Source organism: Limnobacter sp. (genome assembly GCF_043511195.1).
Classification (GTDB): domain Bacteria; phylum Pseudomonadota; class Gammaproteobacteria; order Burkholderiales; family Burkholderiaceae_B; genus Limnobacter.
In genome coordinates this window covers 2,082,292-2,095,457 of record NZ_CP121330.1, presented here as the reverse complement: position 1 = coordinate 2,095,457, position 13,166 = coordinate 2,082,292, and the positions used below count along the sequence as shown (strand labels likewise).

The window sequence follows — 13,166 nt, the reverse complement described above, 5'->3', positions numbered from 1 at the left end:
TCATGGTCAAAAAACTGTTGATTGGCGTTGTTGCCTTAATCGCCGCAGGTGCAGCTGTGGCGTACATTCAGCGCAGTGAAATTACGTTGGCCATCGTAGAAAAAGTGGCCAACAAACGCATGCAAGACCCCTTGATCGCGCTAAGCGATGGCTTGCACGTTGGGCTTTGCGGCACAGGCTCCCCCTTTCCCGACCCTGACCGCGCAGCGCCTTGCACCCTGGTAATTGCTGGCAAGGACATGTTCCTGTTTGATGCAGGCAGCGCAGCGGCCAAGCAAATTTCCACCATGGGTTTTTCAACAGGCCAACTCAAGGGTGTATTTGTTACCCATTTTCACTCAGACCACATCGACGGCCTGGGCGAAGTTCTCATGACACGTTGGGCGCAGCACACCGAAGGCCAACGATTGACCGTGCATGGGCCCACTGGCATTTCCGCGGTGCTAGACGGCTTCAAAACTGCTTACACGGCAGACACCGGCTACCGCACAGCCCACCATGGTGAGGCCACCATGCCACCAGAACTGGCGGGTGCAAACGTGCATGAATTCACGGTACAAAAAGGAAGCTACACCACAGTATTGCAACAGCCCGACTTGCTCATCGAGGCCTTTGCAGTGAATCACCAGCCGATCACACCGGCTGTGGGTTACAGAATCAATTACAAAGGCCGAACCGTGGTGCTGAGTGGCGACACTGCCAGCGACGAGCAAGTGAAAGACGCTGCCCGCAATGCCGACCTGTTGGTGCACGAGGCCCTGAGCCCGGAACTGGTGGCTAAATTGCAGGAAACCGCCATCAAGAACAATCGCAGCAAACTGGCCAAAATTTTCTCGGACATTCCCAACTACCACGCCACCCCGCTGGATGTGGCCGTGCTGGCGCAGCAGGCGCAGGTGGGCCATGTGGTATTGAGCCACATTGTGCCGCCTTTGCCTCTGCCCCCGTTGCGGGAAATATTTCTGGGCAAGGCCCCCGATATTTTCAAAGGTCCCTTCCGCATCGGGGAAGATGGCGATTTCATTAGTCTGCCGGTGGGCAATAAAGAGGTGATCTACGATCGTCGGTGAAAGTTTTCTCCAATTCGACAAGATTTCTTGTTACATTTGAAAAAAATGAGAAATGGAGACAAATCATGGCAGCTTCGACATTCGATGTAGTCATTGCAGGTGGGCGCTATTTTGATGGCACTGGCGGCCCTTCCGCCCTGCGCCACATCGGTATTAAAGACGGCCGAATTGCTGCGGTCAGCGAAGCCCCACTACAGTTTGAAGGCAACCCCAGAGTAATTGATGCGACGGACCACTGGATCACCCCCGGTTTTCTGGACACTCACACCCATTACGACGCCGAAATGATTGTGGCCCCCAGCCTGTCTGAATCTGTTCGACACGGTGTGACCACGGTGTTGGTGGGCAGTTGTTCGCTCAGCATGATCTGCAGCGAAGCCGAAGATGCATCCGATATATTCACACGCGTAGAAACAGTACCCCGAGAAAAGGTACTGCCCATTCTTCAGGAGAAAAAAACCTGGAGTACGCCGCGTCAGTGGGTCGAGTTTGTACAAAAACAACCCTTGGGACCCAACCTGATTTCATTTCTGGGCCACAGCGATTTGCGCGTGGGCACCATGGGTTTGCTGGACTCGACAGATCGAAAAATAAAACCCACTGAAGCCCAGATGCAGCAGATGGAAGCCACGCTGACCGAAGCGCTGGACGCGGGTTTTCTGGGCCTTTCCACCATGTGCCTGAAATGGGACAAAATTGACGGTGATCGCGCCTGGTCGAAAAGCCTGCCCAGCACCTATGCGCGCTGGGGCGAGCTTCGACGCCTGAACAAACTTTTGCGCAAGTACCGCCGTGTGCACCAAGGCGCGCCCAATGCAGCCAACCCGCTGCAAATTTTTGAATACCTGATTGAAACCCTGGGCTGGATTCGCAAACCCTTGAAAACCACCCTGATTGCGCTCATTGATCTGAAAGGCAACAAAACCGTGCGCCCCATGGCGCAAATTTCAAGCCGCGTGGTGAACTGGCTGGGCGGTGCATTCCGTTGGCAATTGTTGCCCACACCATTCACCGTGTATGCCGACGGCATTGATGTGGTGTTTTTCGAGGAATTTGGTGCCGGTGAAATGGCCCTGGATTTGCGCACGCAAGTAGAGCGCAACTGCCTGTTGCAAAACGAAGACTACCGCCGCCAGTTCCGCAAGTTTTACGGGCAAAAACTCAGCCCGCGCGTATGGCAACGCGATTTCGGTGACGCCATTATTCTGGAATGCCCCGACGCAAACCTGGTGGGCAAAAACTTTGACGAAGTAGCCCGCGCCCGCAAGGTGCATGTGGTCGATCTGTTTCTGGATTTGGTGGTGCAGTTTGGCCGCCAGCTGCGCTGGTACACCACGGTGGGTAACCACAAGCGCGAGGTAATCCGCGAACTGGTGCAGGACAAAAACACCCTGATCACCTTCAGCGATGCCGGTGCACATATTCGCAACATGGAATTTTACAACCTGCCCTTGCGTTTCCTGAAACTGGTGAAAGAGACCATTGAAGAGGGTAAGCCCATTATGAGCATGGAACATGCCGTGTGGCGGCTAACCAGTGAACAGGCCGACTGGCTTGGTATTGAGGCGGGAAAAATTCGGGTAGGCGACCGCGCCGATTTGGTGGTGTTGAACCCGGATGCACTCAAACAGAACCTGGAACAGGTCAGTTGGGGCGACATGGAAAACTTCGGCTTGCAACGTTTGGTGAACCGCAACCCTGGCGTGGTAAAACATGTGCTGATTAATGGCAAGATAGCAATCGAGAACGAGGGTGTTGTGCCCGAGCTCGGAAAAGAAATGGGTTACGGGCAATTCTTGCCTGCAAAAACCTGAACTTTAAAAATCCACGGAGAAGTACGATGATTGGATACATTACCTTGGGCACCAATGACCTGCCCAAAAGCGGTGAATACTTTGACAAACTGTTTGCACCGCTGGGCGCCAAACGCATTCTGGAACTGCCGCACGGTATTTTCTGGGGCACCAGCATGGCCAGCCCTTTCATTGGTCTTTTAAAGCCGGCCAATGGTCAGCCTGCCAACGCAGGCAATGGCACCATGGCGGCACTGAGCGCTCAAAGCCGTACACAGGTCGACGAGTTTTATGCCCATGCAAAAACACTGGGTTGCACTTGCGAAGGCGAACCCGGCGAGCGCATGCCTGGTTTTTACGCTGCCTATTTCCGCACGCCCGATGGGCACAAGATGAACATTTTTAAAATGGGCTGACCCGTTGAATACCCAATTGAACAACGTTGAAGATGTACCTGCACCCTGGACATTGACTGGCAAAGGCCTGATTGTGCTCATGCGCAGCAAGGCAGAAAAATTGATGGCTGACAAACGAATTCCGCTGGATATTCGCGACAGCTTGAAAAGCTCCGTCAGTGTACTGATGTATGTGGACTACACCCACTCCAACGCAGGCCCATACAAAGAACTGCTCTATGTACCAGGCACCGCGCAATTCAGCGAAAAACTTGGCAACAAAAGGTTGCTGACCATCAGCAATATTGTGGTGAGCAGCGCCAGCAGTGTAAAGAATGGCCGGATCAATTGGGGTATTCCAAAAAACCTGTGCAACTTTGATGTTGCACAGGGACCCGAAAATCTACAAGAAATCAGCCTTCATCAAGATGACATTCCGCAATTTGAACTGGCCTATCGGGGCAAAGGCTTCGCCTTCCCGATTCACACTGGCCTGGTTCCCGGCTTCATGAAAACCTTGGGTCAACGCTGGGAAGGCAAAGAGTTTATGTACAGTCCCAGCGCGAAAGGCAAGGCCCGATTTGCAAAGGTGCATGTGATGCAAAATCTGGGCAATGCCTTTCCGGATCTGGATCTCAATGAGGTGTTGATGGCACTGGAAATCACCCAGTTTCAGATGACATTTCCAGTGGCACACATTGTGTGAACTTATTGGTCAAACTTATCGGTCAAACAAAGGCTGCAGATCTACCTTTTTGTTGATGCCCGATTGCAAAGCCAACATCAGCAAAATGCGGGCTTTCTGGGGTGACAAATCATCCGCCATGATTGCACCGGCATCAAACGTGGTTTTGCCGCCGCCTACGAACCCGTAGTTGGCCATAACCCGACCTTGATGCACACGTGTTGAAATGACCACGGGTACATTTTTCGACAAGGCATATTGCACGGCTTCAAACATGGGCACATTCATATTGCCCATACCCAATGCCTGAACCACAATACCCTTCACGCCACGATCCACCGCATTGCGCAATGCCGCGCCATTGGCACCACCGTACATGGCCACAATTTCCACGTCAGGCATGGGGCCCTCCATCAACTGGAATGTTTGGCGACGCAGTGGTGTGCTCGCGTAAATTACGCGGTCTGGATAAACCTCACCAATCAAGCCAAACGCACCGCTTTGAAAGGTTTCAACGTTCTGCGTGTGGGTTTTGGTGACATAACGGGCGGCGTTGATCTGGTTGTTCATGGCCAGCATCACGCCCTTGTTTCTGGATTGTGCGTCCACAGCAATGCGCACTGCATTCAATAGATTGCGTGGACCGTCAAAATCCGAGGATGAGGCGTTGCGCTGGGCGCCAATCAACACCACCGGCTTTTCAGCACGCACCGTCAAGTCAAGCCAGAAGGCAGTTTCTTCCAGTGTGTCGGTTCCGTGAGAAACGATCACCCCGGCTACTTCCGGACGAGCCAGTGCTGCGTTCACTTCCTTGGTCAACTGAACCCAGCGCGGCGGATCCATGTAATCGGAAGGCACATTGGACAAGCTCTTGACCTGAATGTTGGCGTACTTGCCCACATCAGGCACAGTGGCCAACAGGTCTTCACCGGAAATGGCAGGCACGGGCGCATTTTTTACGGGGTCAATTTTCATGGCAATGGTGCCGCCAGTGGCGATAAACTGCACCACGGGTTTGTCCTGTGCATGCACAGCGAAAGAACTTGTCAGCAAGGCTGACATTAGCAAGGCTTTGAATTTCATCCCAATCTCCTTTTTTTATGGAACTCACCCCGATACTTGGTGTTTCGAGGCAGGTTAACTCTATCAGGGTAAATAAATTACCCATGAGTCACTTAGTCGGAGTAGCCACAGGACTTGCCACAGTTGTTAACAATCCTAGAATTTGCTAAGCACTGCCATGTAACCTTTCCGTGAAGCCTGGCGAATACTCTCCTGACTAGAACGCAGCAGCCAGGGGGTTGTATGACAAGCGGCTTGAACTTCATGGTTGGCACAGGCACATTGATGTTTCTTGGTTTGGCCGGCACATCCGCCCTTGCCCAGCAAGGCAGCTGCACTTGGACCAGCGCTGCTGAACGGATGATCGTGGCTGAGCTTTACACCTCAGAAGGCTGCAGCAGCTGCCCACCTGCCGACCGTTGGCTCAGCAGCCAGTTGAGCAGCCCGGAGCGCTCAAAGCACATTCTGGCTTTGTCATTTCACGTGGATTACTGGAATTACATTGGCTGGCAAGACCCCTATTCCAAAAAGCAGTTCACAGAGCGGCAATACGCCCACAAACGGGCAGGCAATGTGAGCCAAATTTACACACCTCAATATGTGTTTTCGAATCGTGAAGTTCGCCGTTGGGGACAGGCGGGGCTGATTCCACAAAGATTGGCAGCCATGCAACAAGACAAAGCACCCGTGGGCCTGCAAGTTTCACTTGAACGAAAGGCGGCCAATCAGGTCGAAATCAAAGTAAAAACCGAATGGCTTGACGAACGGTACTCAGCAGGACGCGTGTTTTTGGCGTTCTATGAAGACAACTTAAGCCAGCAAGTGAAATCAGGCGAAAATCGCGGAGAATTGTTGAAGCATGACCGCGTGGTGCGACACTTGAGTGAACCGAAAAAAGTGTCGCTCGCTACGAAGGTGCAGGTATTCAGCCACACCGTGCCGGCTGACTGGAACCAAAGCAACGTGGGCATTGGTGTCATTCTCGAGAACAATGAATCCAATACCGTGCTTCAGGCGTTGAATGCACCAAAGGCCTTGGGCCAATGCAGCTAACTAAATATTGATTGAGTCATTGAAAAGGAAACATAACCATGCAACGCCGTACCCTGTTAGCAGGACTTGCCGCACTTGGCGCAGGACTGATGATCGCAAAACCTTCAAGCACAATTGCCAGCATGAACAAATTGAACAAAACTGAAGCCGAATGGCTAAAGATCATCAAGAAAGACCAATACAACGTGTTGTTTAAAGAGGCCACCGAGCGCCCTTTTTCCAGCCCCTTGAATGACGAGAAACGCAAAGGCACTTATGTGTGTGCAGCGTGTAACCAGCCGCTGTTTCCTTCCCAATACAAATACGACAGTGGTACCGGTTGGCCCAGTTTTTTTGATGCCAACAAAGGCGCACTGAATACCAAAACAGACTACAAGTTGATCTTGCCCCGCACGGAATACCACTGCAGCAATTGCGGCGGCCACCAGGGCCATGTGTTTGACGACGGCCCTGCCCCAACCGGCAAACGCTATTGCAACAATGGCCTGGCCCTGGCTTTTGTGCCCGAAGGTCAAACATTACCCGCAGTGCGTAAGGCGTAAAACAATGAAACAAATGAAACTGAAAATCACACTGGCCCAGGCGATGAGTTTGCTTGCTGTGACCGGTGCACAGGCTGAAACAAAAACCGCTGTGTTCGGTGGTGGCTGCTTTTGGTGTACCGAGGCCGATTTCGACAAAGTACCTGGTGTTTTAAAAACGATTTCAGGCTATGCCGGTGGGCAATACAAAGACCCGGATTACAAGGTGGTCAGCGCAGGCCGTACGGACCACACCGAGGTGGTTGAAGTGACCTATGACGACACCAAAGTCAGCTACAGCCAATTGGTGGAGTATTTCTGGAAAACCATTGATCCCACCGTAAAAAATCGCCAGTTTTGCGATGGTGGCACGCAATACCGCAGCGGGTTTTACTACTCAAACGACGAACAGAAAAAAATTGCAGAGGCCAGCAAATCCAAGCTTCAAGCCAGTGGGAAATTCAAGACCATTTACACCGAAGTAGCGCCGATGATCAAATTTTATCCCGCCGAGGAATATCACCAAGACTACTACACCAAAAACCCGATTCGGTATGGTTATTACCGCAATGGCTGTGGTCGGGACAAACGCCTTGAAGAGTTGTGGTGAGCCAAGGCGTCTCGTTGAGCCGCCCTGGATTTCACTACACCTAGGAAAACTTCAAGCCCTTGAACTGTTCCCGAAGTTCAGACTTTTGCACTTTGCCTGTTGCGCCTATTGGCATGGCGTCCACAAACTCCACGTCATCGGGAATGTGCATTTTTGTAATTCGTCCTTCGTAGAAATTCAGTAACTCCTGTTTGCTAATGTCCGCACCAGGGCGCTTCACAATAATCAGCAAAGGCCGTTCATTCCACTTTTCATGGGGAATGGCAATGACAGCAGACTGCAACACTGCAGGGTGCGACATGGCGATATTTTCAAGATCAATTGAACTGATCCACTCCCCGCCCGACTTGATCACATCTTTTGTGCGGTCGGTAATTTGCATCAAACCGTCTGGTGCCATTCGCGCCACGTCGCCGGTCGCGAACCAGCGTTTGCCGGTTTCGTCTTGGCTGAAGGCTTTGGCACCATCACCACCATAATATTCATGCAATGCCCAATGGCCACGCACATGCAATTCGCCGCTTTGCTCAAAATCCCAAGGCAATTCGGTTCCGTCTTCCGCCAACAGTTTCATGTCAACGCCAAAAATGGTGCGGCCCTGCTTGGCAACAATTTCATATTGTTCTTGTTTGGGCAAATTGCGCTCATCACCGCTCAGTTTGGACACAGTACCCAAGGGCGACATTTCCGTGCTGCCCCAACCCTGCATCAACTCCACGCCCATTTCGTCAAAGGCTTGAATCAAACTGACGGGCACAGCCGAACCACCCACCAGCGAGCGCTTCAAAGTGCTGAACGCAAGTCCATTTTGTTTCATGTGATTAATCAAACCCAGCCAAATGGTGGGCACACCGGCAGCAACCGTCACCTGCTCTTTTTCAAGCAGCTCGTAAATTGATGGGCCATCCAGCTGAGGGCCGGGCATGACCAGTTTGCAACCTGTCATCAATGCGGCATAGGGCAAGCCCCAGGCATTCACATGGAACATGGGTACAACTGGAAGGATGATGTCTTTTCTGCTCAATGCAATCGCATCGGCACAATTGGACATCATGGCGTGCAGCATGGTTGAACGGTGGGAATACAAAATGCCCTTGGGATTGCCGGTGGTACCCGAGGTGTAGCACAGGGTGCAGGCCGAGTTTTCATCAAACTCGGGCCACACATACGCATCAGTTTGGGCCTTCAGCAAAACCTCGTAATTCAACAAATCGGCCACGGGCGGCTCGGCTGGCATTTTGTCTTCATCAATCAGCAAAATCCAGTTTTTAACACTGGGGCAATGCGGTGCAATGGATTTGATCAGCGGCGCAAAAGTCAGGTCGAAAAAAATGGTGGTGTCTTGCGCGTGGTTGATTATGTAAATCAACTGCTGAGGGGTGTATCGGGGGTTCAAAGTATGAGTAACAGCACCCATGCCCGCCACTGCATAGTAAATTTCAATGTGGCGGTGACTGTTCCAGGCAATGGTACCAATGTTTTCACCCTGCTGAATATTCAAGGCGTGCAGTGCATTGGCCAGTTGCCTGGCGCGCGCGGCCATGGCCTTGAATGTAATTCGGTGCAAATCGCCTTCTACCCGGCGGCCCACCACTTCTTGCCCGCCATAAAACCGCTCAGCATGTACCAAAATTGAAGAAAGCAGCATTTCCTGCTTCATCATCAGACCTGGCTTCAACATTGTTTTTGTCTCCTCGTTTGTTGGCCCACTTTTTGTAAAGTGTAACCCAGAGAAGCATAATCTTCGTTCTACTTTACCCCACAATCAGCGCGAAACGCTTTTGTTGCCCCTGTGAAGGGATCTGCATCATTCATGCGCAATTTTCTACTTGTAAGTTGCTTTGAATTGTTAATGGCATTAATAAAACAATTAGTTATTGCGAATCATTATTATTTTTAATACACTATCAAAAATCACTAAAAACTGCGGCTGATATTCGTGTATTTTTTAGAACAGCACTTATTTTCATTAACCCATCAACTTCCAGCCAATCAGCCCCCTATGAAAAACAACACAATGACTCAGGCGCACTCGACCAAAGTGCGCCTGAAAGTTCTGACTGCTTCCATTCAAATCGCAATGCTTGGTGCTTCATTTGCCGGCACGGTTCACGCCCAACAAGACGCCCGTTTGCCTGAGGTAAGCGTCACGGCGACACTCGATGTAGAAACGGCCACTAGCCCGGTGGTTGGCTATGCAGCCAAACGCAGCGCAACTGGCACGAAAACCGACACGCCAATCATGGAAACCCCTGCTTCGGTTCAGGTGGTTCCACGCGAAGTTATCGAAGATCAGAAGGCTGTCAACCTGAAAGACGTTTACGAGAACATCAGCGGTGTTCAACAGGCTGGCAATACACTGAACGCACAAAGCGAAGTGTTGCCCATCATTCGTGGTTTCGAGTCACCCAGCCTGTTGCGCAACGGTCTTCGCAGCACGATTGCGGGAAGTGTTGATCTGGTCAACGTTGAAAGAGTCGAAGTGCTCAAGGGGCCCGCATCAATTTTGTACGGTGCGCTCGAGCCTGGCGGCGTGGTCAATTACGTCACCAAACGTCCACAGGCGCAGCGTGGCTTTGTGTTTGAGCAACAGGTGGGGGATTACAACTTCCTTCGTTCCTCTGGCGACCTGACCGGGCCTGTGAACACCGATGGCAGCCTGCTTTATCGCCTGAATTTTGCGTACACCAACAGTGATTCGTTCCGTGACTTTATTGAACTGGAACGCACGGCTATTGCGCCAAGCCTGTTGTGGAAGCTGTCGGATAAAACAGAAGTGCTGTTCGATTTTTCTTATGTGAAAGAAACACAACCTTATGACACCGGCATTCCCCTTTCACAAGACGGGAAGCCCTTGGTGGCCGACAGCGCGTTTTTCGGTGATCCCGACCTGGCGGGACGCACCAACGAAGACTACTACGCCGGTTATCAGTTGTCCCACACCATCAGCCCTGTCTGGAGCATTCGCAACCAGCTTCAGTTTCACCGCGCAGAAAACAAAAACGAAGCACTGCGTGCACGCAGCGTTTCAGGCGATGAATTAAGAATGCGCTATCAAAATGAAGACCGCAGGGATGACGAAATCCAGTTCGTGCTGGACGGTACTGCAAAGTTTTCCACTGGGGCTGTTGACCACACCACGTTGATTGGCCTGGAACTGATCAAGCAGGAAACGGATTTCCTGCGGTTCCGAACCAATACGCCGAACTACGCGATTTCAGACAACCCGAATATCAATTTCGATCCCCCTGCCAATCAGACCAAAACCCCTGACTTGAGCAACACAAGCTGGACAAGCATGTACGTGCAGGATCAAATGTCGCTGCTTGAAGACGGTCGCTTAAAGCTGCTGTTGGGTGGTCGTTTTGATGACGTAAAAACGGAAGGCAGTTCCGGTGGCGTTTCGTCAGCGAACGTTGAAGACAGCGCGTTTACCGCACGTGGCGGCGTGCTGTACATGTTGTCGAACCGGCATTCTGCATACTTCAGTGCCAGCCAGTCTTTCAGACCACAATTTGCGTTCGCAGTCGATGTCAATGGTGTTCCGCTGGATCCAGAAACCGGCATGCAATTTGAAGTGGGCCTGAAAAGCTCATTCTTGAATGAACGCCTGTTCAGCACCGTTTCAATTTTCGAAATTGAAAAGGAAAACGTTGCGGTGTTTGATGAAGGGCTTTTCAATGCCACGGGCCAAGAAGCCTATTTCCCTGGCGTGAAGCAACGCAGCCGCGGGATTGAATTCGATCTTACCGGCAACCTGACACGGCAGTTGAAGGCAATCGCAAGCTACGCTTACACCGACACCGAAGTGCTTGAAAATGCAGGCGACCCCTCGGATGTTGGTAATCAATTGGGCGGCGTGGCTCCCCACGTGGCGCGTGTTTGGTTGAAGTATGATTTCGACCAGGCCAGTTCACTGGCTGGGCTCGGCGTAAGCGGCGGCGTTCGATATGTTGGAAAAAGCACCACCCAATTCGACCCCACTGTTGAGCTTGATGACTACACGGTGTTCGATCTGGGCGCTTCGTACCAGTGGAAAAACATGAAGGCAGGTTTGAACCTGAAGAACGTGTTCGATGAACGCTACATTGCACGTGCCAGCACCACTGCAATTGCGCACCCCGGCGCACCGCGTTCTGTTGTAGCGTCTCTTTCAATCAGCTTCTAATCACAGTGCTTAAGCCGGCTTTCACCAAACTGCACCGATGGGCAGGATTAATGACAGCCGGCTTTTTGCTGCTTGCCGGTTTAACCGGCAGCCTGCTGGCTTTTGAGCATGATCTTGAAGTGCTCCTCAACCCACACCTGTTTGTCGCGACCCCTTCAGCCGACATACCTTCTCCTGCTCCACTTGATCCTTTCGAACTGCGTGAACACGTTCAGGATCTGGAACCGAAAGCCGATGTGAGTGAGGTGGTATTGGGACCGCATCCAGGTCAATCAGCCATGTTTTGGCTAACGCCGCGAATCAACCCTGACACGGGGCAACCTTTCAAACTAAGCGCAGATCAATTGTTTGTTGATCCAGCCACCGGCGAAGAACTGGGTCGGCGCCAATGGGGTGAATTCATATCCAATGGCGAAATTCATTGGGAAAACCTGATTCCGTTTCTGTGGCGCCTTCATTCCTCGCTGGCCTTGCCAGAGCCTTGGGGCGCGTGGTTATTCGGCGCAATTGCACTGATCTGGACGCTGGATTGTTTCATCGGCCTGTTTCTCACCTTGCCCCGCTTTCAGCGCGCGCAGCGGCCATTCCTGAAACGCTGGAAACCGGCCTGGCTCATTAAATGGCACAGTGGTGCATACCGGATCAATCTGGATTTGCATCGTTGTATCGGCCTGTGGCTTTGGTTCATGCTTCTGGTTTTTGCATGGTCAAGCGTCATGCTGAATTTGCGACAAGAGGTCTACAACCCGGTGATGTCGCTGGCGTTCGAATTCAGTGAGAACAACAATTTTGCCCGACCAAAAACCGAATCTGCAAGCACACTTGATTGGCGTGCCGCCCATGCGGCAGCCGCATACGAACTGAATCGCTTGTCAGTTGAGCGGGGATTCACGATCAACCACGAAAACAGCCTTTTTCTGAACCGCAAACGCAATATTTATATTTACCGGGTGCACACCAGCGAGGATGTATACGACGCTGCTCCGGGTGCTGGCAAAACGAAAATTGTCATTGATGCATCAAGCGGCGCATTTCTTGGGGCCTCGTTTCCAAGCGGCGATGCCGCTGGCAATACGGTGAGCAACTGGCTGCAAGGGCTACACATGGCCAATGTATTTGGACTGCCTTATCGACTTTTCGTGTGCGTAATTGGTGTGATGGTTGCCGTACTCTCGGTGACTGGCGTCATAGTCTGGCTGAAAAAACGGCGTGCGCAGGCACACCGGATTGAGCGGAAAGTGGCAGCCTACCGCGTCAAGGTGCGCTGACACGGGTGGTTCGCCAAATAAACCAGATAATCAGGGCTTGTAGCGGCAAGCGCAAGTACAAAAGCACCACGGGGATTTCTGCAAACTGATCAGGGTTCATTGCCATGTGAATGTTCGCGGGCAATACCGCAATACACAGCGCGATCAGCCCATAAGCAGCCCAGGTGCGGGTGCGTTGAACCAGAATGCCGATGCCACCCAGAATTTCAAAAACACCGCTGACCTGAACCAGCGCATCTGGATTAGTCAAATAGGGCGGCACGATGCTGGCGAAAAAATCCAGCAGCACAAAATGCAAAATGCCTGCGCCAATGAAAAAACCGGCGACGACAAGTACGGAAATTGGTGGCATGTGTTTAATGGGTAGTTGAAAAACAAAAAACCCCCGCCTTTTGAGCGGGGGTTTTTCTTGAACTGGTGCGGCTGGCAGGAATCGAACCCACGACCCCTTGGTTCGTAGCCAAGTACTCTATCCAGCTGAGCTACAGCCGCAGTGAAGAAGCGAGATTATGCATGAAACATTGCCATGGTGCAAGCACCG

Annotated in this window: 12 protein-coding genes and 1 tRNA gene; 9 read left to right on the top strand and 4 right to left on the bottom strand. The window is 51.9% G+C overall.

The features are described from left to right. Positions 1-2 precede the first annotated feature (2 nt). The 4 genes from P0D43_RS09970 to P0D43_RS09955 all read left to right on the top strand — a co-directional run bounded on the left by P0D43_RS09970 (position 3) and on the right by P0D43_RS09955 (position 3,964). Positions 3-1,070, top strand: coding sequence for an MBL fold metallo-hydrolase (locus tag P0D43_RS09970; RefSeq protein ID WP_394672326.1), 1,068 nt, complete (start codon positions 3-5; stop codon positions 1,068-1,070). A gap of 65 nt (positions 1,071-1,135) precedes the next feature. Next, a complete protein-coding gene (locus P0D43_RS09965; protein WP_394672325.1) occupies positions 1,136-2,884 on the top strand; it encodes an amidohydrolase family protein in 1,749 nt (582 codons plus the stop codon). Between the two features lie 26 nt (positions 2,885-2,910). Beyond that, entirely contained in the window at positions 2,911-3,279 is a 369-nt protein-coding gene (locus P0D43_RS09960; RefSeq protein WP_394672324.1) for a VOC family protein, read from the top strand. A gap of 16 nt (positions 3,280-3,295) precedes the next feature. Next, positions 3,296-3,964, top strand: coding sequence for a hypothetical protein (locus tag P0D43_RS09955; RefSeq protein WP_341237181.1), 669 nt, complete (start codon positions 3,296-3,298; stop codon positions 3,962-3,964). Between the two features lie 15 nt (positions 3,965-3,979). Here the strand turns inward: P0D43_RS09955 and P0D43_RS09950 are convergent, their stop codons facing one another. Further along, the gene (locus tag P0D43_RS09950; protein WP_394672323.1) at positions 3,980-5,026 is read right to left on the bottom strand and encodes an asparaginase; all 1,047 of its coding nucleotides are present in this window, start codon (positions 5,024-5,026) and stop codon (positions 3,980-3,982) included. A gap of 222 nt (positions 5,027-5,248) precedes the next feature. On the opposite strand from P0D43_RS09950, the gene P0D43_RS09945 reads away from it, so the two are divergent. The 3 genes from P0D43_RS09945 to msrA are packed head-to-tail and all read left to right on the top strand — an operon-like array spanning position 5,249 to position 7,189. Further along, entirely contained in the window at positions 5,249-6,058 is an 810-nt protein-coding gene (locus tag P0D43_RS09945; protein ID WP_394672322.1) for a DUF1223 domain-containing protein, read from the top strand. A gap of 38 nt (positions 6,059-6,096) precedes the next feature. Then, positions 6,097-6,600, top strand: coding sequence for a peptide-methionine (R)-S-oxide reductase MsrB (msrB, locus tag P0D43_RS09940; protein WP_394672321.1), 504 nt, complete (start codon positions 6,097-6,099; stop codon positions 6,598-6,600). Positions 6,601-6,604: 4 nt separating this feature from the next. Then, a complete protein-coding gene (gene msrA, locus P0D43_RS09935; protein ID WP_394672320.1) occupies positions 6,605-7,189 on the top strand; it encodes a peptide-methionine (S)-S-oxide reductase MsrA in 585 nt (194 codons plus the stop codon). A 40-nt stretch (positions 7,190-7,229) separates the two neighbouring features. On the opposite strand, the gene P0D43_RS09930 is transcribed toward msrA, so the two are convergent. Continuing rightward, positions 7,230-8,870 carry a 3-(methylthio)propionyl-CoA ligase gene (locus tag P0D43_RS09930; protein WP_394672319.1) on the bottom strand — a complete coding sequence of 547 codons (1,641 nt, stop codon included), beginning with the start codon at positions 8,868-8,870 and terminating at the stop codon, positions 7,230-7,232. 321 nt (positions 8,871-9,191) lie between these two features. Here P0D43_RS09930 and P0D43_RS09925 point away from each other — a divergent pair, with 321 nt between their 5' ends. Together P0D43_RS09925 and P0D43_RS09920 are read left to right on the top strand one after the other, a co-directional pair. Next, a complete protein-coding gene (locus P0D43_RS09925; protein ID WP_394672318.1) occupies positions 9,192-11,357 on the top strand; it encodes a TonB-dependent siderophore receptor in 2,166 nt (721 codons plus the stop codon). Positions 11,358-11,362: 5 nt separating this feature from the next. Continuing rightward, a complete protein-coding gene (locus tag P0D43_RS09920) occupies positions 11,363-12,625 on the top strand; it encodes a PepSY-associated TM helix domain-containing protein (RefSeq protein ID WP_394672317.1) in 1,263 nt (420 codons plus the stop codon). Here P0D43_RS09920 and P0D43_RS09915 read toward each other — a convergent pair. Beyond that, the gene (locus P0D43_RS09915) at positions 12,612-12,977 is read right to left on the bottom strand and encodes a DoxX family protein (protein WP_159569923.1); all 366 of its coding nucleotides are present in this window, start codon (positions 12,975-12,977) and stop codon (positions 12,612-12,614) included. The two genes, P0D43_RS09920 and P0D43_RS09915, sit on opposite strands and share 14 nt — an antisense overlap. A gap of 63 nt (positions 12,978-13,040) precedes the next feature. Beyond that, positions 13,041-13,117 (bottom strand) — tRNA-Arg (locus P0D43_RS09910). Positions 13,118-13,166: the final 49 nt, after the last annotated feature.